Source organism: Kitasatospora sp. NPDC032150 (assembly GCF_055579945.1).
Genome location: NZ_JBVIMH010000029.1, coordinates 1 through 19,711 on the forward strand (window position 1 = coordinate 1; position 19,711 = coordinate 19,711).

General features: G+C 71.4%; 17 protein-coding genes, 5 tRNA genes and 1 pseudogene. 16 read left to right on the top strand and 7 right to left on the bottom strand.

Annotated features, from left to right (window positions below; genetic code table 11):
* Both ACZ5ON_RS27315 and ACZ5ON_RS27320 read right to left on the bottom strand, forming a co-directional pair.
* Positions 1-70: pseudogene (locus tag ACZ5ON_RS27315) on the bottom strand (roadblock/LC7 domain-containing protein); the annotation flags it as partial.
* 10 nt (positions 71-80) lie between these two features.
* The gene (locus ACZ5ON_RS27320) at positions 81-4,034 is read right to left on the bottom strand and encodes a sensor histidine kinase (protein WP_465598105.1); all 3,954 of its coding nucleotides are present in this window, start codon (positions 4,032-4,034) and stop codon (positions 81-83) included.
* Positions 4,035-4,578: 544 nt separating this feature from the next.
* On the opposite strand from ACZ5ON_RS27320, the gene ACZ5ON_RS27325 reads away from it, so the two are divergent.
* From ACZ5ON_RS27325 to ACZ5ON_RS27360, 8 genes are all read left to right on the top strand, one after another.
* Positions 4,579-4,788, top strand: a complete 210-nt coding sequence (locus ACZ5ON_RS27325; protein ID WP_465598108.1) for a hypothetical protein — start codon at positions 4,579-4,581, stop codon at positions 4,786-4,788.
* Positions 4,789-5,029: 241 nt separating this feature from the next.
* Positions 5,030-5,830 (top strand): fumarylacetoacetate hydrolase family protein, encoded by an 801-nt coding sequence (locus tag ACZ5ON_RS27330; protein WP_465598111.1) that lies wholly within the window; start codon positions 5,030-5,032, stop codon positions 5,828-5,830.
* A complete protein-coding gene (gene gltX, locus ACZ5ON_RS27335; RefSeq protein WP_465598114.1) occupies positions 5,823-7,352 on the top strand; it encodes a glutamate--tRNA ligase in 1,530 nt (509 codons plus the stop codon). Before ACZ5ON_RS27330 ends, gltX begins: the two co-directional genes overlap by 8 nt.
* A 213-nt stretch (positions 7,353-7,565) precedes the next feature.
* Positions 7,566-7,637: transfer RNA gene (locus tag ACZ5ON_RS27340), tRNA-Gln, on the top strand.
* 21 nt (positions 7,638-7,658) lie between these two features.
* Positions 7,659-7,731: transfer RNA gene (locus ACZ5ON_RS27345), tRNA-Glu, on the top strand.
* A gap of 27 nt (positions 7,732-7,758) precedes the next feature.
* Positions 7,759-7,831 (top strand) — tRNA-Glu (locus ACZ5ON_RS27350).
* 26 nt (positions 7,832-7,857) lie between these two features.
* A tRNA-Glu gene (locus ACZ5ON_RS27355) sits at positions 7,858-7,933 on the top strand.
* Positions 7,934-7,980: 47 nt separating this feature from the next.
* Positions 7,981-8,055, top strand: a tRNA-Gln gene (locus ACZ5ON_RS27360).
* 107 nt (positions 8,056-8,162) lie between these two features.
* Here ACZ5ON_RS27360 and ndgR read toward each other — a convergent pair.
* Positions 8,163-8,876, bottom strand: a complete 714-nt coding sequence (gene ndgR / locus ACZ5ON_RS27365; RefSeq protein WP_030275730.1) for an IclR family transcriptional regulator NdgR — start codon at positions 8,874-8,876, stop codon at positions 8,163-8,165.
* A 233-nt stretch (positions 8,877-9,109) separates the two neighbouring features.
* Here ndgR and leuC point away from each other — a divergent pair, with 233 nt between their 5' ends.
* The 4 genes from leuC (at position 9,110) to ACZ5ON_RS27385 (ending at position 12,478) form a co-directional block, all read left to right on the top strand.
* Positions 9,110-10,540 carry a 3-isopropylmalate dehydratase large subunit gene (gene leuC / locus ACZ5ON_RS27370; protein WP_465598117.1) on the top strand — a complete coding sequence of 477 codons (1,431 nt, stop codon included), beginning with the start codon at positions 9,110-9,112 and terminating at the stop codon, positions 10,538-10,540.
* A gap of 2 nt (positions 10,541-10,542) precedes the next feature.
* On the top strand, positions 10,543-11,139 hold the full coding sequence (gene leuD, locus ACZ5ON_RS27375) for a 3-isopropylmalate dehydratase small subunit (protein ID WP_465598120.1): 597 nt from the start codon (positions 10,543-10,545) through the stop codon (positions 11,137-11,139).
* A 168-nt stretch (positions 11,140-11,307) separates the two neighbouring features.
* Positions 11,308-11,655 carry an SCO5555 family protein gene (locus tag ACZ5ON_RS27380; RefSeq protein WP_465598123.1) on the top strand — a complete coding sequence of 116 codons (348 nt, stop codon included), beginning with the start codon at positions 11,308-11,310 and terminating at the stop codon, positions 11,653-11,655.
* A 133-nt stretch (positions 11,656-11,788) separates the two neighbouring features.
* Entirely contained in the window at positions 11,789-12,478 is a 690-nt protein-coding gene (locus ACZ5ON_RS27385; protein ID WP_465598126.1) for an HU family DNA-binding protein, read from the top strand.
* Between the two features lie 413 nt (positions 12,479-12,891).
* On the opposite strand, the gene ACZ5ON_RS27390 is transcribed toward ACZ5ON_RS27385, so the two are convergent.
* Both ACZ5ON_RS27390 and cofC read right to left on the bottom strand, forming a co-directional pair.
* Positions 12,892-13,119, bottom strand: coding sequence for a hypothetical protein (locus ACZ5ON_RS27390; protein ID WP_465598128.1), 228 nt, complete (start codon positions 13,117-13,119; stop codon positions 12,892-12,894).
* 167 nt (positions 13,120-13,286) lie between these two features.
* The gene (gene cofC / locus ACZ5ON_RS27395; protein ID WP_465598131.1) at positions 13,287-13,982 is read right to left on the bottom strand and encodes a 2-phospho-L-lactate guanylyltransferase; all 696 of its coding nucleotides are present in this window, start codon (positions 13,980-13,982) and stop codon (positions 13,287-13,289) included.
* Between the two features lie 209 nt (positions 13,983-14,191).
* On the opposite strand from cofC, the gene ACZ5ON_RS27400 reads away from it, so the two are divergent.
* The 3 genes from ACZ5ON_RS27400 (at position 14,192) to ACZ5ON_RS27410 (ending at position 17,342) form a co-directional block, all read left to right on the top strand.
* Entirely contained in the window at positions 14,192-15,022 is an 831-nt protein-coding gene (locus tag ACZ5ON_RS27400; RefSeq protein ID WP_465598134.1) for a lysophospholipid acyltransferase family protein, read from the top strand.
* Positions 15,019-16,020: an NAD(P)H-dependent glycerol-3-phosphate dehydrogenase gene (locus ACZ5ON_RS27405; protein ID WP_465598137.1), complete on the top strand. Its 1,002-nt coding sequence runs from the start codon at positions 15,019-15,021 to the stop codon at positions 16,018-16,020. Before ACZ5ON_RS27400 ends, ACZ5ON_RS27405 begins: the two co-directional genes overlap by 4 nt.
* A 170-nt stretch (positions 16,021-16,190) precedes the next feature.
* Complete coding sequence (locus tag ACZ5ON_RS27410) at positions 16,191-17,342, top strand: D-alanine--D-alanine ligase family protein (protein WP_465598140.1); 1,152 nt, start codon at positions 16,191-16,193, stop codon at positions 17,340-17,342.
* A 39-nt stretch (positions 17,343-17,381) separates the two neighbouring features.
* Here the strand turns inward: ACZ5ON_RS27410 and ACZ5ON_RS27415 are convergent, their stop codons facing one another.
* Positions 17,382-17,900: a DUF3515 domain-containing protein gene (locus ACZ5ON_RS27415; RefSeq protein ID WP_465598143.1), complete on the bottom strand. Its 519-nt coding sequence runs from the start codon at positions 17,898-17,900 to the stop codon at positions 17,382-17,384.
* A gap of 19 nt (positions 17,901-17,919) precedes the next feature.
* On the bottom strand, positions 17,920-18,153 hold the full coding sequence (locus ACZ5ON_RS27420) for an Lrp/AsnC family transcriptional regulator (protein WP_344639853.1): 234 nt from the start codon (positions 18,151-18,153) through the stop codon (positions 17,920-17,922).
* 244 nt (positions 18,154-18,397) lie between these two features.
* Between ACZ5ON_RS27420 and ACZ5ON_RS27425 the strand changes: the two genes are divergently transcribed.
* Entirely contained in the window at positions 18,398-19,366 is a 969-nt protein-coding gene (locus ACZ5ON_RS27425; protein ID WP_465598146.1) for a thiamine-phosphate kinase, read from the top strand.
* Positions 19,367-19,711: the final 345 nt, after the last annotated feature.

A 19,711-nucleotide genomic window follows, 5' to 3' on the forward strand; every position in this document is an offset into this window, starting at 1 on the left:
GCGACACCCCGGGGGTGTTGTCCACGAAATTGGTGATCAGCCAGTTCAGGTTCTGTGCGGCCTGGCTCATCTGACTCAACTCAACGCTCCTGGTGATCTGGGCCGAACTCGCCGAAGCCTCCGTTGCCCCGAGGGGCGTCGAAGCCGTCGAACCGCTGCGGACGGGTGGGCCGCTGGCCCGGGTATGCGGCGCCACCGGGGTTACCCATGGGTGCACCGGAACCGGGGACCGGCGTACCACCTGCGGGTGTCGTACCGCCCGCGCCGGCCTGGCGGCCCTGCTGGATGCCGCGGCGCAGGTTGGTCAGACGACCGCGGACCTCCTCGGGGGCTCGGGAGACCTGCGGGCCGGTCAGCGGCGCCGCCTCGGCGGTGCCGGAGACCAGGTTGGCCTGCGGCGTACGCCGGGGCAGGCCGGAAAGCGTCATGCCACTGGTCGAGGGCTGGCGGACCTGCTCGGCGCGGCGCCAGCGCTCGTCGTTCGCCGACGGGCGCCACGGGGCCTCGGAGGCCTGACCGGCCTGACCTGGCTGACCGGCCGGGCCCTGCTGGCCCTGCTGGTCCGGCATGACCGGCCGCGGGCGCTCCTGCTCCATGCGCTGCTGCGGGGCCTGGGCCTGGGGCTGCTGCACGGGTGGCTGCTGGCCGGCCTGCGGGGCCTGCGGCTGCTGCTGCGCGGCCGGGTCCGCGGGGAAGTTCGGCGCGGTGGTACCGGGACGCTGCGGCTGGTACGCCGGACGCGGGCGGCCGAGCGCCGGCTGCTGGAACTGCCGGCCGTCGCCGATCGTGCCCTGCGGGCCCTCGATGCCCGGACCGGTCGGAAGCGCCATCGGCTGCTGCCGCTGCGGGGCCGGACGCTCCTGAGCGGGCTGCGGCAGGTTCGGCTGCGGCTGTCGGCCGTCCGGGACCTGCGGAGCCGAAGCCGCCTGCGGGGCGGCCGGGTTGGGCACGCTCGGGAGGACCGGCTCTACCAGGCCGAGACCCAGCGGGTCACGCGGGTCGATCTGGCTGGCCTCGAACCGCGGCCGGGCGAGCGAACCGGTGGTCTCGGCCGGGGCGGGGGGCTGGGCCTGCTGAGCCGGTGCCTGGGAAGCCGGGGGCTGGGCCTGCTGAGCCGGTGCCTGGCCCTGGGCCTGCGGCTGCTGCGCGGGCGGCTGCTGGCCGGCCTGCGGGGCCTGCGGGGCCTGCGGGGCCTGCGGGGCCTGCGGACGGGCGGCGGGAGCGGGCTGCTGCGGCTGGCCGGGCGCGGCTTGCGGACGACGGGTGGGCCGCTCCTGCCCGGGACGGCCCTGCTCGCCCCGGGCGGGACGGGTCGGCAGTCCGCCGTTCGACGGCTGCTCGGCCCAACCGTGCTGCGGCTGCTCGGCGTTGGGCCGCGGACGTTCCTGCGCGGGGCTGGGACGGTTGGCCCCGGGCCCGGCATCGCCACGGCGCGGCAGACCGCCGCCGGGGCCAGCCGGCGCACCGGAGGCGCCCGGCGTACGGCGGGGCGGCTGGCCGGGGGCCGGGTTCTCGCGCAGTGACTTTCCGACCGAGCGGGTCGGCAGGCCGCCGCCGGCCTGGGGCGCGTTCGGGGCGCCAGCCGGCTGGCCGCCCTGCGGACCGCCCGGCAGGGTGGCCTGGGGGTTGCGGGTGGGCAGGCCGCCTCCCGGGCCGGCCGGTGCACCGGGTGCACCGGGTGCACCGGGAGCACCCGGAGCACCCGGAGCGCCGGGCATACCCGGAGCGCCGGGCATACCCGGTGCACCCGGGCGGCTGCCGCCCTGCGGGCCCTGGCCGAGCTGCGGACGCCCGGTCGGGGCACCGCCGGACGGGCCCTGGCCGAGCGCGGCGGCCTGGCGGCCGGACAGCGCCTCGGCGGCACCGCCGCGGCCCTGGCGCGGTGCCGGGGCGACGCCGCGCTGCTGCTTGGCCTGCGCTGCGCCGCCTCGGCCGCCGCGCCGGTCGGCCGAGGTGGTGACGTCGAGCGGGAGCATGACGAGTGCGGTGGTGCCGCCGGAGTCGCTGGGGCGCAGCTGGATCCGGATGCCGTGACGCAGGGACAGGCGGCCGACCACGAAGAGGCCCATGCGGCGGGAGACGGAGACGTCCACGGTCGGCGGGCTGGCCAGGCGCTCGTTGATGTCCGCCAGGTCGTCGGGGGAGAGGCCGATACCGGTGTCGTGGATCTCGACCAGCACCCGGCCGTCCGGCAGCGCGTGGCCGGTGACCCGGACGCGGGTCTGCGGGCTGGAGAACGAGGTCGCGTTCTCCAGCAGCTCGGCGAGCAGGTGGACGAGGTCGTTGACGACGCGGCCGGCGACCTCGGCCGAGGGGACCGCGGCGAGTTCGATGCGCTCGTACTGCTCCACCTCGGAGGCGGCGGCGCGGAGCACGTCGACCAGCGGGACGGGACGGGTCCAGCGACGGCCCGGGTCCTCACCGGCGAGAACGAGCAGGTTTTCGCCGTTGCGGCGCATACGGGTGGCGAGGTGGTCCAGCTTGAAGAGGCTGGCCAGCTGGTCCGGGTCCGCCTCGCGGCTCTCCAGCTCGGAGATCAGCGACAGCTGGCGCTGGATCAGACCCTGGCTGCGGCGCGAGAGGTTGGTGAACATCGCGTTGATGTTGCCTCGCAGCAGGGCCTGCTCGGCGGCGAGGCGGACGGCCTCGCTGTGCACCATGTCGAACGCGTGCGCCACGTGGCCGATCTCGTCGGCCGAGTCGATGCCGACGGGGGCGATGGAGATGTCGACGTCCTGCGGGTCGCTCTCGGAGAGCGTCTTGACCAGTTCCGGCAGTCGCCGCTCGGCGACGTCCTCGGCGGCCGCCTGCAGACGGGTCAGCGAGCGCACCATCGAGCGGGCCACGATGGCGGCACCGGCGATGGCGACGATGAGGACGAGGACGATCAGCGAGATGTTGATCAGGGTCTCGGTGTCGGCGTCGTCCTGGAGCTGCTGGGCCTTGCCGTTGAGCTGCTCCAGCAGCGAGGACTCGATCTTCTGCTCGGCGGTGATCTTCGCGCTGGCGTCGTCGTACCAGCTCTTGTAGGTGCGGACGTCGCTCTGCTTGATGCCGTTGGTGTTGAGGACGGCCTTGGTGTAGCGCTCGGCCTCGGCGATCACCTGGTTGTAGGTGAGCGGGGCGCGCAGCGCCACGGCTGCGGCGTCGCCGTAGATGGCGGTGAAGTTGGTGTTGGCGTTGTCCTCTTCGGTCTGCAGCCGGATACCGAAGGTCTCGTCCGAGGTGCTCAGGTCCTGGCCGCCGGTGCGGGCGAGCGCGGCGCTGATCAGCGCGCGCTGCATCGAGGCGGACTCCTTGGCCAACGAGAACTGCTGCAGGGCCCGGGTCACCTTGACCAGCTCGGTGCTGTTCGAGGCGATCGCGATGTCCTGGGTGATGCCCAGCAGGTCCTTGATGATCACGTCGTAGTTGGTGATCGTGGCCTGGATGTTGTCCTGGTTGGTGTACGCGGTGCTGCGGGCCTCGGAGAGCTGGTTGAGGTCCTTGCGGACCTGGAGCAGCAGCGCCTGGCCACCGGCGAGGTCGAGGTTGTCGAAGTTGTCGGCGCTGGCCGCGAAGGCCTTGCTGAGGGTGTCCGTGGTCTTCCGGGCGTTGAGGACGTCGGGGTCCTGCTGGTTGCTGCTGCTCACTGTCAGCGGACCGGCGCTGATGTCGCGCTCGGTCTGCAGCGCGTTCGCCAGCGCGGTGGCCTTCTGGGCCAGGTCCGACAGGCCGGTCATCTGCGACAGCTGCTTGGAGTTCTGCTCCGAGGACTGGATTCGCAGTCCACCGAGGACCAGGGAGACGACCACGGGGAGCAGCAGCAGGGCGATCAGACGGGTGCGGATTCGCCAGTTGCGCATGGCGAACCGGGACATACCGGTGGCACGGCGGCGGTTCAGCGAGCCCCGCAGCCGGGACCGGCGGTTCTCGCCGGCCTGCTCTGCCTCCGGAGCACCGTCCTTGCCTGCGGACTGCTCGGGGCCGGTACCGGCGCCGGTCGCCTGCTGGTCCGGCTCGTTGACCGGTGCTGCCTGGTGGGGGCCTGCCACGGGCTCGCGCGACTCCGGGTCACCCGCGGCGCCGCTGCCCCTCTTGAAACGTCCCTGCACTGGCGTCGCAACCTCTGGACCGGGCGTCCCTCTCCGCTGTCGCGGACGGGACGGTGTCGAGTTTTTCCGTGGCATTCCAGCACAGCGGGAGAAGTCCAACAAGGGCCGTTACCTGGCGGTGTCCTGAGCTACCCAGCGCATGCAGATTCTCACTGACTGTGTGGTAACCCCACCCGAATACGGTCTTTTTCGGACACTCGCCGGATACATGCCAACTTGGCCGTGGATCGCCAAGAGTCGCAGACGTTCTCATCTGTCCGAAATGCCGTAATTGTCAGGCCGATCGGCGGGGATGAAATGTCCGCAATGCACATTCTGTTACTCAATTTGTGAGTAAGATCACAGCCGAATGTATAGCTTTGATCGCGGCGCCTGTGGAATGAGATCCCTAATCTGGCTGTGCGGAGCAGTGCACCCATGAGCCTGCCCAAAGTCACGCAGGCCGACTCCTGTGAGTCGGCCCCGAGCCCCGAGGTGCTACGCGATGTCCCAGCCGGAGCAGAAGGCCGTCACCACGTCCACGCCCGTCAGCGATGCCACGGCGAACCCGCGCCGGACCACGCTGGCGGCCGCCGAGGGCTACGGAGACGCTCCGGAGCAGGTCGTCTACGCGACCGACCTGCCCGCCAGCACCGCCAACCCGCGCCGCACCGTCCTGATGGTCGCCCCGGCGCCGCGCAAGCCGCTGGACTGACCGGCGGGTGCACTAGGACCCGGACGGGGCGTCGGCCGCGACGCGCGGCGGGCGCCCCATTTCTCTTCTTCCGGGCCGCTTTTCCCTCCTTCCGGGCCGCGCCGGGCGCGGTGGCTGATTCGTCCGGACCGTCCCGCCCGGCCGTGCGCGAAGGGCCTGCGGCGGGCCACGCGATAGCCTGGGGAGCGTTCGAGCAGGGCCCGGTAAGGCCGGTGCCCGACTGACCGAGAGGCTCCCAACCGTGCGCATTGCCAGGTTCTCCGTCCGGGAAGGGAGCCCTGCCGCCGGCAGTGTCTCCTTCGGCGTGGTCGAGGGCGACCCCTCCCAGCCCGAGTCTCTGGTGGTCCACGCGCTGGCCGGCCACCCGATCGTCTCCATGCAGCTGAGCGGGGAGAGCTACCGGATGGAGGACGTCCGGCTGCTGGCGCCGATCCTCCCCAACAAGATCGTCGCGGTCGGCCGGAACTACGCGGCGCACGCGGCGGAGCTCGGCAACGAGGTCCCGGACGTCCCGCTCACCTTCTTCAAGCCCTCCACCGCGGTGATCGGCCCCACCGAGTCCATCGCGTACCCGCCGTTCTCCTCGGACGTCCAGCCGGAGGCCGAACTGGCCGTGGTGATCGGCCGGATGGGCCGGGAGGTGCCGCTGGAGCGGGTTCCGGAGATCGTCTTCGGCTACACCTGCGCCAACGACGTCACCGCGCGCGACGTACAGCAGCGCGAGGGGCAGTGGGCGCGGGCCAAGGGCTTCGACACCTCCTGCCCGCTCGGACCGTGGATCGAGACCGAACTCGACCCGGGTGATCTGGCGATCACCTGCACGGTCAACGGCGACCTGCGGCAGACCGGTCGGACCTCCCTGATGGTCCGTTCGATCGCGGAGCTGATCGTCCACATCTCCGAGGCGATGACACTGCTCCCGGGCGACGTCATCCTCACCGGCACCCCGGCGGGTGTCGGCCCCATCAACGTCGGCGACGAGGTCGCCGTCTCCATCGAAGGCATCGGCACTCTCACCAACAAGGTGATCAAGCGTGGTTAGCACTGAGCCGGGTACGACCCCGGCCACCCCGAAGGACTCGACCGTCCGGGTCCGCTTCTGTCCCTCCCCGACCGGCAACCCCCACGTCGGCCTCGTCCGCACCGCCCTCTTCAACTGGGCCTTCGCCCGCCACCACGGCGGCAAGCTGGTCTTCCGGATCGAGGACACCGACGCCGCACGCGACTCCGAGGAGTCGTACGACCAACTGCTGGACGCGATGCGCTGGCTCGGCTTCGACTGGGACGAGGGCCCCGAGATCGGCGGCCCGCACGCGCCGTACCGGCAGTCGCAGCGGATGGACATCTACGCCGACGTCGCCCAGCGCCTGCACGAGGCCGGCCACGCCTACCACTGCTACTGCACCACCGAGGAGCTGGACGCCCGCCGCGAGGCCGCCCGGGCGGCCGGCAAGCCCTCCGGCTACGACGGCCACTGCCGTGAGCTGACGGAGGACCAGGTCGCCGTCTACGAGCAGGAGGGTCGCAAGCCGATCCTCCGCTTCCGGATGCCCGACAAGACCATCTCCTTCGACGACCTGGTCCGCGGCGAGCTGAGCTTCGAGTCGGAGAACGTGCCGGACTACGGCATCGTCCGGGCCAACGGCGCCCCGCTGTACACCCTGGTCAACCCGGTGGACGACGCCCTGATGGGCATCACCCACGTCCTGCGCGGCGAGGACCTGCTCTCCTCCACCCCGCGTCAGATCGCCCTGTACGCCGCGCTGGCCGAGATCGGCATCGGCAACGGCGTCACCCCGCGCTTCGGCCACCTGCCGTACGTGATGGGCGAGGGCAACAAGAAGCTGTCCAAGCGCGACCCGCAGGCCAGCCTCAACCTGTACCGCGAGCGCGGCTTCATCCGCGAGGGCCTGCTCAACTACCTGTCGCTGCTCGGCTGGTCGCTCGCCGAGGACCGCGACCTGTTCTCCATGGACGAGCTGGTCGCCGCCTTCGACATCTCGAAGGTGAACTCCAACCCGGCCCGGTTCGACCTGAAGAAGTGCGAGGCGATCAACGCCGAGCACCTGCGCAGGCTGGCCCCGGAGGACTTCGTCCGGCGCCTGGTGCCGTACCTGCAGGCTCCCGGCCTGCTGCCGGCCGAGCCGAGCGCCGAGCAGCTCGACCTGCTGGCCAAGGTGGCGCCGCTCACCCAGGAGCGCATGGTCGTACTGAGCGAGATCGTCAACATGGCGGGCTTCCTCTTCGTCGGGCCGGCCGACTTCAAGGTCCAGGAGGAGGACGCGGCCAAGGCGCTCACCGCCGACGCCCGTCCGGTGCTGGAGGCCAGCATCAAGGCGCTGGAGGGGCTCGGCGACTTCACGCCCGAGCCGATCCAGGCGGTGCTGCGCGAGTCGCTGGTGGACGGCCTGGGCATCAAGCCCAAGTTCGCCTTCACCCCGCTGCGGGTGGCGGTCACCGGCCGCCGCGTCTCCCCGCCGCTGTTCGAGTCGATGGAGCTGCTCGGCCGCGCCGAGACGCTGCGCAGGCTGACGGCCGCCCTGGACCTCGTCCCGGCCTCCTGAGCCCCGGCTGCGGGGCGGCTGCGGGCCCGGTCCTGACCTGGCACGTAGCCGCCCCGCCCCCGGCCTGGGGTTATCGATTTTGGACCCAGGCCAGACGTCGGGTAATGTTCTTTCTGCGCCGCCCGGGAGGGAACGGACGAGGGAGTGAAACCCCGTCGGGAACCGAGCGAGAGGCGCAACGCTCGAGGAGAGCTCGCAAGGGTTCAACTCTGGTGGGGTATGGTGTAATTGGCAGCACGAGTGATTCTGGTTCATTTAGTCTAGGTTCGAGTCCTGGTACCCCAGCGCAGTACAAAACAAGATCAAGCCCCCGTTGTGTAGCGGCCTAGCACGCTGCCCTCTCAAGGCAGTAGCGCCGGTTCGAATCCGGTCGGGGGTACTGGTTCCGCAAGGAGCCGTTCGGAAAGCCCCCGTTGTGTAGCGGCCTAGCACGCTGCCCTCTCAAGGCAGTAGCGCCGGTTCGAATCCGGTCGGGGGTACTGGTTCCGCAAGGGACCATCTGAAAGCCCCCGTTGTGTAGCGGCCTAGCACGCTGCCCTCTCACGGCAGTAGCGCCGGTTCGAATCCGGTCGGGGGTACCAGAGCGGCTGGGCCGATGGGTGGAAATCCCATCGGCCGAGCGCTTTGTTGGGGTATGGTGTAATTGGCAGCACGAGTGATTCTGGTTCATTTAGTCTAGGTTCGAGTCCTGGTACCCCAGCCAGAAATTGAGTCCCGGTTCATCCGGGACTTTTTTGTTTTCCCAGAATGTGTCGGGTCAATGCGGAAGGGCCACTCCGAATTTCCGGAGCGGCCCTTCCGCATTGCTTTTCAGCCGCGGCGCAGTGCCTCGGTGAGCCGGTTCGCGGCCTCGATGATGGCCTGGGCGTGCAACCGGCCCGGGTGGCGGGTCAGGCGCTCGATCGGGCCGGAGACGGAGACGGCGGCCACCACGCGGTTGGAGGGGCCCCGTACGGGCGCGGAGACGGAGGCCACGCCGGGCTCCCGCTCCCCGATGGACTGGGCCCAGCCGCGCCGCCGTACGCCGCTCAGCGCGGTCGCGGTGAAGCGGGCGCCCTGGAGGCCCCGGTGGAGCCGTTCGGGCTCCTCCCAGGCCAGCAGGACCTGGGCGGCCGAGCCGGCCTTCATCGGCAGCGTGCTGCCGACCGGGACGGTGTCCCGCAGGCCGGAGAGCCGCTCGGCGGCGGCGACGCAGATTCGCATCTCGCCCTGCCGGCGGTAGAGCTGTGCGCTCTCGCCGGTGACGTCGCGCAGGTGGGTCAGGACCGGGCCCGCGGTGGCGAGCAGCCGGTCCTCGCCCGCCGCGGCGGAGAGTTCGGCAAGTCGGGGGCCGAGGATGAAACGGCCCTGCATGTCCCTGGTGACCAGGCGGTGGTGTTCGAGTGCGACGGCGAGTCGGTGGGCGGTGGGCCGCGCCAGACCGGTGGCGGCGACCAGCCCCGCCAACGTGGCGGGGCCCGACTCCAGTGCGCTGAGCACCAGAGCGGCCTTGTCGAGAACGCCGACGCCGCTAGTGTTGTCCATGTCTCGATACTGCAGTCTCAGTCCGCGAGACGCAAGTTCAATCCGGCTGGAAAAGCGCCACTCTTGAAGCAGCAGCCCGGGAGAAACCCAGGATCGACCCCTCGCCGGTGTGTCCACATCCTGGACAACAGATCCGGCGTGCGGGTCCGCCCGCGGAGCCCCACCGGGGCGGCACGGGAAGCGACCCCGACGACACGAGAAGGCCGGCAGAGCGGCCGGCTGGAGGGAAAGCGATGGGACGGACACTCGCGGAGAAGGTCTGGGACGACCACGTCGTCCGGCGCGCCGAGGGCGAGCCTGACCTGCTCTACATCGATCTGCACCTGCTGCACGAGGTGACCAGCCCGCAGGCGTTCGACGGGCTGCGGCTGGCCGGGCGGAAGGTCCGCAGGACCGATCTCACCATCGCCACCGAGGACCACAACACCCCCACCCTGGACATCGACAAGCCGATCGCCGACCCGGTCTCCAAGGTGCAGCTGGAGACCCTGCGCAGGAACGCCGAGGAGTTCGGCGTGCGCATCCACTCGCTCGGCGACGTCGAGCAGGGCGTGGTGCACGTGGTCGGCCCGCAGCTGGGCCTGACCCAGCCCGGCATGACCGTGGTCTGTGGCGACTCTCACACCTCCACCCACGGCGCTTTCGGAGCGCTGGCGTTCGGCATCGGCACCAGCCAGGTCGAGCACGTGCTGGCCACCCAGACGCTGCCGCTGGCCCCGTTCAAGACCATGGCGATCACGGTCGAGGGCGAACTACCCGAGGGCGTCACCTCCAAGGACCTGATCCTGGCCGTCATCGCCAGGATCGGCACCGGCGGCGGCCAGGGCTACGTCCTGGAGTACCGCGGCTCGGCGATCCGCAGCCTCTCCATGGAGGCCCGGATGACCGTCTGCAACATGTCGATCGAGGCCGGCGCCCGCGCAGGCATGATCGCCCCCGACCAGACCACCTTCGACTACCTGCGGGGCCGTCCGCACGCCCCCGAGGGCGAGGACTGGGACGCCGCCGTCGAGTACTGGAAGACCCTGGCCACCGACGAGGACGCGGTCTTCGACGCCGAGGTCTTCATCGACGCGGGCGAGCTGACCCCGTTCGTCACCTGGGGCACCAACCCCGGCCAGGGCGCACCGCTCGGGGCCTCGGTGCCGGACCCGGCCTCCTTCGCCGACCCGCAGGAGCGGATCGCCGCCGAGAACGCGCTCAAGTACATGGGCCTGGAGGCCGGTACGCCGCTGCGCGAGGTCGAGGTGGACGCGGTCTTCGTCGGCTCCTGCACCAACGGCCGGATCGAGGACCTGAGGGCCGCCGCCGCGGTCCTGCAGGGCCGCAGCGTCGCCGAGGGCGTCCGGATGCTGGTCGTCCCGGGCTCGGTCCGGGTCGCCCTGCAGGCCGTCGAGGAGGGCCTGGACAAGGTGTTCACCACCGCCGGCGCCGAATGGCGGCACGCGGGTTGCTCGATGTGCCTGGGTATGAATCCCGACCAACTGGCGCCCGGTGAGCGTTGCGCCTCCACCTCCAACCGCAACTTCGAGGGACGACAGGGCAAGGGCGGCCGTACCCACCTGGTGTCACCTCAGGTCGCCGCCGCGACCGCCGTTCTGGGCCGCCTGGCGGCACCGGCCGATCTGACCGCCGCCGTTTCGAACGTTCCCGTGGAGGCCTGATCATGGAGAAGTTCACCACTCACACCGGCCGGGCCGTCCCGTTGCGCCGCAGCAACGTGGACACCGACCAGATCATCCCGGCGCACTGGCTGAAGAAGGTCACCCGTTCAGGTTTCGAGGACGGCCTGTTCGAGGCCTGGCGCAAGGACTCGGAATTCGTGCTCAACCGGCCCGAGCGGCAGGGCGCCACGGTCCTGGTGGCCGGCCCGGAGTTCGGCACCGGTTCCTCGCGTGAGCACGCGGTCTGGGCGCTGCAGAACTACGGTTTCGCGGCGGTGATCTCCTCGCGGTTCGCCGACATCTTCCGTGGCAACTCGCTGAAGAACGGCCTGCTGACGGTGGTCCTGCCGCAGGAGACGGTGGAGCGGCTGTGGGCACTCACCGAAGCCGATCCGGCCGCCGAGATCACCGTCGACCTCGAGGCCCGCGAGGTGCGTGCCGAGGGCGTCAACGCCCCGTTCGAGCTGGACGACAATGTCCGCTGGCGGCTGCTGAACGGGCTGGACGACATCAGCATCACGCTGCAGAACGAGGCCGACATCGCGGCCTTCGAGCGCACTCGCCCGAGCTTCAAGCCGCGTACGCAGCCGGTCGCCTGAGTACGTCCTTTCTGACGGCCTGACGGATGGCCCGCTCCCCATCGGGGGGGCGGGCCATCCGCTGTTCCCGCCCTGAGTTCGGGTCTCACGCGGGCTCGGGATACTTGCCGGGATTTGTCGGAGAGGGGTGCGGACAGCGCAACTCTGTACAGATGGCACAATCGTTGCATGCACTGGCACCGTGAACCTCCGTACGAGGGTGGCGAACCCGCGTCGACGGAGGGGACGGACGGTGTCGCCGAGAGTCGAATTGGCGATCGGCAGGACGACCAGACCTCACCTGCTGAGGAACCGGACGAGCCGGAAGTCGCAGCGCTCTACGCGCTTGTGGCCGAGTGGTTGAAGCAAGCTCATGCACGCGTTCATGCGCTGAACGTGTCAGCAGAGGCAAAGACCGCTCTCACCCGTCAACTGTTGATGGTCACGGAGACCGCCAAGCGTGATCTTCCGGAGGCGGCAAGGCGGTTGAGTCGCTTTGTGCAAGACCTCGACGAGGGGCACCTGCCTCTCGGCTGAGGTCGCCGACGCGCAAATCCATTGCGACACTAGGGTGATTCGCGCGTTTGGTAATTGAAAGTCCGCAGATACATACCTAACGTGCGAAAAGAACGGATGGAATCATCCGGCGCCCGTTTCTGAAGGGGAAGACGTGAACAAGGCTCAGCTTGTCGAAGCGGTGGCCGAGCAGCTGGGTGGTCGCAAGGCTGCCGCAGAGGCCGTCGATGCAGTGCTCGACACGATGGTGCGTGCCGTGGTGGCCGGAGACCGGGTTTCGGTCACCGGTTTCGGCACCTTCGAGAAGGTGGAGCGCTCCGCGCGCTTCGCCCGTAACCCGCAGACCGGCGAGCGGGTCAAGGTCAAGAAGACCTCGGTGCCGCGCTTCCGTCCGGGCCAGGGTTTCAAGGACCTGGTCAGCGGCGCCAAGAAGCTGCCGAAGGAAGGCCCCTCGGTGAAGAAGGCCCCCAAGGGCTCGCTCACCCCGGGTAAGGCCGGCGTCGCCGCGACCCCGGCCGCCAAGCGTGCCGCGGCCAAGCGTGCCGCTGCGGCCGCCGCCCCCGCCAAGAAGGCGGCTGCGAAGAAGGTCACCGCTGCTGCGGCGAAGAAGGCCGCCCCGGCTGCGGCGAAGAAGGCCGCTCCGGCTGCGGCGAAGAAGGCCGCGGTCAAGAAGACCACCGCCACCAAGACCGCCGCGGCGAAGAAGACCACCGCCACCAAGACCACCGCGGCGAAGAAGACCACCGCCACGGTGGCCAAGAAGGCGGCGGCGGTCAAGAAGACCGCTCCGGCGAAGAAGACCACCACGCGCAAGACCACCGCGCGCAAGTCGACCGCCAAGTAAGGTCCGGCAGGTTTTCCGGGCGGTACCAGCGGACGGCCGGATCGGCCGTGAGCCGTGGCGGCTCGCTACCGGGAGATCCCGGGGCGAGCCGCCACGGCTCTTCCGCGTTCGGGGACCGGCCGGTCGGCGCCGGGTGGAAGGCGTGAACGGCAGGGGGACCGGTGCCCGGACGGCCGTCACGGTGCGTCGACCCGCCCGCCGTCCTCAGCCGGTTCCCGGACGCGCCAGAGCGCTCCGGGAAAGGCGCTCAGGGCACCGTCGCCGGGGTGGACGCGGTACGGGGCCCACCGGTACTTCCGCGGGCCCGGTGCGTCGGGAGCGGGTGGCGGCACCCCTGGGACGCTACGGAGAGTTGGCGCTCGGATTCACGCCGGCTGGACGCTCGCACGCCGTACGGGGGTGCCGGCTCGGGGCTAGTGCTGCCCCTCGGCCGGGTCGGGGAAGGTCTGCAGGGTCACGAAGACCACCCGGAGGCTCTCGCCGCTGCCCTCGGTACGGATCCGCACCCGCTGGCCGGGCCGCAGCAGGCGCAGGCCGCCGGCGTCGAAGGCCGCCGCGTCGAACGGCACCGGGGTGCCGTCGTCGAGCAGCACGGAACCCGCGTGCGTGTCGGGGTCGAAGGTGAACGCGGTGGCCTGCATACCCGCAGCATATCGGCGAGTTGGTGCGCGGGTGCCCGGGGGCGGCGCCGCCGGGGGGCGGCAGGTTCCCCACCTCGGTGCGCTGCACGGCCTCAAGGAGCCCGGAGTGCCGCGGGGGACGGGCTCTCCGTGAATACCGCGCACACCGCGCGCCCGGGAGGGGCCGGTCAGCGGCACCGCCCGCTCGGGGTGAACAGCGCGGCGGAGGCGGTGGTGCTGCGGGGGCCGAGGCCCAGGCTGCGGGCGGCGGCGAGGTCGTCGCCGGTGTCCACGTCGCGGCGGACCGAGGGGACGTCGGGCAGGGTGATCTCGTGCGCGCCGCCGGCCGCGTGGCGCTCCCGGCTCGCCCCGCCGAACTCCGGTCGCAGGGCGGAGCCCGCCGCGCAGGCGAGCAGTGTGGTGCCGATGCCGGGCGCGTCCGCCAGGAACGCCCGCCCGGTGGCCGGTACGGCGGCCAGCACCCGGGCGAGTTCGGCGGGCCGCAGCGCCGGGAGGTCGGCGGAGAGCGCGGCGACGGGGGAGTGCGGCGCGAGCCGGCGGGCGTACGCCGCGCCGTGCGCGAGGGCCGGGTTGAGGCCGCCGCCGGGTTCGTCGTCCAGGACCAGCGCGCCGAGTCGCGCCAACTCGGGCCCGGCCAACGGGTCCCGGGTGACCACCAGGACCCTGGCCACGTCCTGGCAGGCCAGCGCGGCCGTCACGGTGTCCAGCGCGAAGGCCAGCGCGAGCGCCGCGCGCCGTTCGCCGGCGAAGGCGCCGAGCCGGCTCTTGGCCATCGCGAGCGGCTTCACCGGCAGCACCAGCGACCAGCTGGGGCGGGCAGCAGGCGGAACCGCCTCGACGGGGCGTACCGTGTCCTGGGTCATCGGCGTCATTGTGGCGTCGGTGCCGAAGCCCTGGCCAGGCGGGTACCGCGTAGGTTGACGTGCGATTGGTCACTTGCCGCGGGCCGCGGGGGAAGGCTCCTCGACAGCCGGTGAGGCGACGGGCGAGACTGATCCGCGCCCGGGGGCCCGGGCACCGGGAACGGACTGCGGCACCTCGGAGTGCCGCACTTGATCGAGGAGGAGCTGGGGTGGCCCGCCGCTCGTACGCCAGATTCGGCAACGCCGACTACGGGTTCTGGTACCGCTTCGCGGCCGTGCTCGTGAAGCCGGTGACGACGGCACTGGTGAAGCCCGAGTGGCGCGGCTGGGAACACCTGCCCGAGAAGGGCGGGTTCATCGCGGTGGTGAACCACAACTCGATCATCGACCCGGTGGTGTACGCGCACTGGCAGTACAACAGCGGCCGCCCGCCCCGGATACTGGGCAAGTCTTCGCTCTTCTCGGTGCCGTTCATCGGGTTCATGCTGCGCAAGACCGGCCAGATCCCGGTGTTCCGCGAGTCCACCGACGCCGCCGAGGCGTTCCGCGCCGCGATCGACGCCGTCAACACGGGCCAGTGCGTGCAGTTCTACCCCGAGGGCACCCTCACCCGTGACCCCGACCTGTGGCCGATGACCGGCAAGAGCGGGGCGGCCCGGGTCGCGCTGATGACCGGCGCGCCGGTGATCCCGGTGGCGCACTGGGGCGCGCACGAGATCATCCCGCCGTACGGCCGGGGCGGAAAGGGCAAGTACCACCTCTTCCCCCGGCACAAGGTGACCGTCGCGGCCGGCCCGCCGGTGGACCTGAGCAAGTACCAGGGCCAGGAACTCACCGCCAAGGTGCTCCGTGAGGCCACCGACGACATCATGGCGGCGATCACCGCCGTGCTCGCCGACATCCGCGGCGAACAGCCGCCGGCCGAGCGCTACGACATGCGCAAGGCCGCCCAGGAGCGTGCCGCGGCCGCCGCCGCCAAGCGCGAGCGGGCGAGTGGCGGGCAGGACGAAGGCACCACCCCCGAGGAGAGTTCCAAGTGACCCGCTGCGCCGTCTTCGGAACCGGCTCCTGGGGTACCCCGTTCGCGATGATCCTGGCCGACGCCGGCTGCGAGGTGACCCTCTGGGGCCGTCGCCGGGAGCTGGTGGACACCATCGAGCGGACCCACGAGAACCCCGACTACCTGCCCGGGGTGCGGCTGCCGGACAGTGTCCACGCCACCACTGACCCCGCCGAGGCGCTGACCGGCGCGGACTTCGCCGTGCTTGCGATTCCGTCCCAGACGCTCCGTCAGAACCTGGCCGCCTGGGCGCCGTTGATCGGTCCGCAGACGGTTCTGGTGAGCCTGATGAAGGGAATCGAGCTCGGCACCGCCAAGCGGATGAGCGAGGTCGTCCAGGAGGTCGCCGGGGTCGGCCCGGAGCGGGTCGCGGTGGTCAGCGGACCCAACCTGGCGAAGGAGATCGCCAACCGGCAGCCGGCCGCCTGTGTGGTCGCCTGCACCGACGAGGGGGTCGCCAAGCGCCTCCAAGCCGCCTGCCACACCCCGTACTTCCGCGCCTACACCAACACCGACGTGGTCGGCTGCGAACTCGGCGGCGCGGTCAAGAACGTGATCGCGCTGGCGGTCGGCATGGCCGACGGGATGGGCCTGGGTGACAACAGCAAGGCCACCCTGATGACCCGTGGACTGGCCGAGACCACCCGCCTCGGCCTCGCCCTCGGCGCCGACCCGCTCACCTTCTCGGGGCTGGCCGGGATGGGCGACCTGGTCGCCACCTGTTCCTCGCCGCTCTCCCGCAACCACACCTTCGGCACCAACCTCGGCCGCGGCATGACGGTCGAGGAGACCATCGCCGCCACCAAGCAGACCGCCGAGGGCGTCAAGTCCTGCGAGTCGGTGCTCGATCTGGCCCGGCGCAACCACGTCGAGATGCCGATCGTCGAGGCCGTGGTGGACGTGGTGCACCACGGTCGGCCCACCCAGGAGGTGCTCGCCGGACTGATGGCCCGCTCCGCGAAGCCGGAGCGACGGTAGCGGCCGGACGGCGGGGAGAAGGCCGGACGGCGGGGAGAAGGCCGGACGGCGGGTAGCGGGGCGGCCCGGTTCGCGAAAGCGGCTGAAGTGTGCTGAAAACGGACAATGCCCGATTCGAGTAGTCGGCGTGACTTTCCCGAAACCGCTCGCACGGTAGTCTCAAGCGCGATATGAGCATCGAACAGCACTCCCCGAACCCGGGCGCTTCGGGCGCCAAGCCGCGCGTCGCGATCGTCTTCGGCGGTCGCAGCTCCGAACACGCCATCTCGGTCTCCACGGCCGGCAGCGTGCTCAAGGCCATCGACCGCACCAAGTACGAGGTGCTGCCGATCGGCATCACGCACGAGGGCCGCTGGGCCCTGGTCAGCGACGAGCCGGCCCGGATGGCGATCACCGACGGCAAGCTGCCGGCCGTGTCCCAGATCGCCGAGTCCGGCGAGGGCCAGGTCACTCTGCCGGTCAGCCCGGACAACCGGGAGGTGGTCCTGGCGACCTCCACCGAGGCGCCCAAGGCCCTCGGCGAGGTCGACGTGGTCCTGCCGCTGCTGCACGGCCCCTGGGGCGAGGACGGCACCCTCCAGGGCATGCTGGAGCTCTCCGGCGTCCCGTACGTCGGCTCCGGCGTGCTGGCCAGCGCGGTGGGCATGGACAAGGAGTTCACCAAGCGGATCCTCCAGTCGCACGGCATCGGCGTCGGCGCCTACACGGTGGTCAAGTCGCGCGAGTGGGAGTCCGAGGCGGGCCGCGCGGCGGCGCGCGAGCGGATCGCCGAGCTCGGTCTGCCGCTCTTCGTGAAGCCCTGCCGGGCCGGTTCCAGCGTGGGCATCAGCAAGGTCAAGGACCTCGCCGACCTGGACGCCGCGATCGAGGAGGCCCGCCGGCACGACCCCAAGGTGATCGTCGAGGCCGGGCTCGAGGGCCGCGAGATCGAGTGCGCCGTGCTGGAGTTCGAGGACGGCCCGCGGGCCAGCGTCCCGGCCGAGATCCTGGTCGGCGGCGACTACGAGTTCTACGACTTCGACGCCAAGTACATCGACTCCTCCGAGGTGCAGATCCCGGCGAAGCTGACCGAGGACGAGACCGCCGAGATCCGCCGCCAGGCCGTCGCCGCCTTCGAGGCGCTCGGCTGCGAGGGGCTGGCCCGGGTGGACTTCTTCCTGCTCACCGACGGCCGCTGGGTGGTCAACGAGATCAACACCATGCCCGGTTTCACCCCCATCTCGGCCTACCCGAAGATGTGGGAGGCCAGCGGCGTGGGCTACGCGGAGCTGATCGACCGGCTGCTCCAGGCGGCGCTGCGCCGCTCCACCGGCCTGCGCTGAGCCGTCGGGTCCGGAGCCCGCTCGCCCGGTCCCGGAGGGTTACAGGCCGTCCGGGACCGTGGACTTGATCGCGTCGGTGAGCGAGCTGAGCGGGTCGATGTAGTTCGGGTAAGCGCCCTGCGGCACGGTGATCTCGACGTACGCCTTGCGCAGCGTGGTGACGAAGCGGTAGCCGCCGTGGCCGTCCGGCGCCATGCCGAACTGCACGTCGTTCACCTCGGGCGCAGAGGCCGTGGGGTCGTCGTCGAGGTAGCCGGGACGGTCGATGCCGCACTTCAGCACGGTGTGCGGCGAGCTGTTCCAGGCGGCCGTGTACGGGGAGTCGGGCTTCGGGTCCTGCCGCTCGTGCCCCAGCACGGTGTCGGGCAGCGCCTTGTCCAGCGCGGCGCAGATCTTCGCCACGGCCGGTGCCGGCGTGGGCGGGGTGACGTTCGGAGGGGTGCTCCAGTCGACGAGCAGCAGTGCGATCCCGCCCAGCAGCGCGACCGGCGGTGCAGCCCAGCGCAGCGGGGCGGGCAGCGACATCAGGCGGGCGCTCGGACCGGGGAATCGGGGCATCCGCCGATGGTAACCGGGCCTACAGATGGACCACCGGGCAGGTCAGCGTACGGGTGATCCCCTCGACCTGCTGGATCCTGGCCACCACGAGGCGCCCTAGATCGTCCACCGTCTGGGCCTCGGCGCGGACGATGACGTCGTAGGGGCCGGTGACGTCCTCGGCCTGCACTACTCCGGTGATCTCGGAGATGGCCTGGGCCACCGCGGTGGCCTTGCCCACCTCGGTCTGGATCAGGATGTATGCCTGTACCACGGGAGACCTCCAGGCGGGGGTGGGCTGACCGGCAGTCTGGATCACCACGCTACCGCGCAGGGGGGTCGGGAGGGGAGACTTCGGCAGGGTCCGAGGGCGTACGCTGCGCGCGGGGGAGTGCGGAACGAGCGCGGGCGGGGACGGACGGGCACGGGGCGCGGCCGGGCGGGAGCCCGGAGCGGATCCGGATCCCTGAGGTGCTTCAGTCATCAGTTGCTTCAGGCATCAGTGGAGAGGACGGCAGATGCAGGGGACCGTGGGCGAGCTGGGCGAGTTCGGACTCATCCGGGAGCTGACCGCCCGGCTGCCGCTGACTCCGGCCGTCGAACTCGGCCCCGGGGACGACGCCGCCGTGGTCAAGGCGCCGGACGGCCGGGTGGTGGCCACCAGCGACGTGTTGATCGAGGGACGGCACTTCCGCCGGGACTGGTCCACCGCCTATGACGTGGGCCGCAAGTCCGCCGCCCAGAACCTGGCGGACGTCGCCGCGATGGGCGCCGTCCCGACCGCGCTGCTGCTGGGCCTGGTGACCCCCGCCGACCTGCCCATCACCTGGGCCACCGAGCTGATGGACGGGCTACGCGACGAGTGCCAGGTGGCCGGGGCGGCCGTGGTCGGCGGCGACGTGGTCGGCGGCGACACCATCACCCTGGCGATCACCGCGCTCGGCGACCTGCAGGGCCGGGCCCCGGTGAAGCGCTCGGGCGCGCAGGTCGGCGACGTGGTCGCGGTGACCGGTTGGCTCGGTTGGTCGGCGGCCGGACTGACCGTGCTGCAGCGCGGGTTCCGCTCCCCGCGCGCCTTCGTGGAGGCGCACCGGCGGCCCGAACCGCCGTACCACGCGGGCCCGGCCGGTGCGGACCTCGGCGCGACCTCGATGGTCGACGTCAGCGACGGCCTGGTGGCCGACCTCGGCCACGTCGCCAAGGCCAGCGGCGTCGACATCGACCTGCGCGCGGCCGACTTCGACATCCCCGCGCAGATGGCCGACATCGGCCAGGCGGTCGGGGTGGACCCGCTGGTCTGGGTGCTCTCCGGCGGCGAGGACCACGCGATCGCGGCCACCTTCCCGGCCACCGTCCAGCTGCCCGCACGCTGGCGGGTGGTGGGCAGTGTGGTCCGGATCGCCAGCGCCGCCCGCGGCGGCCAGGTCACCGTGGACGGCGCTCCCTGGGACCGCGTCGGCGGCTGGGACCACTTCGCGGCCCAGTAGCGGGCAACCGCGCGGCGCGGGACGGGCGTTCGTACCGGCGGGAGCGCCCGTGCGGGCCCGGGGGCAACCGCGGGCGACGTCGGGAGGAGACCAACTGCGCGCCTGGGTTGAGGTGTTGGGCCCACCCGCGCCGGCACCGCGCGATGGGTGCGGCAACTGCGCGTGAAGCCGGGCGGGTTCACGGCGGGGGCAGCGTACGGCTTGCACACCCCGGGAGGTCGCCCCGCCGCCGGAGTTTCCCCCAGGGGGTGGTACTGGCGCGGGGATACGGTTCGGGAGGGGTTCGGCGCGTAGGCTTGCGCTGTCGGTCCTGGCCGGGTTTGTCCGGTCTGTCCGGCCCGTACG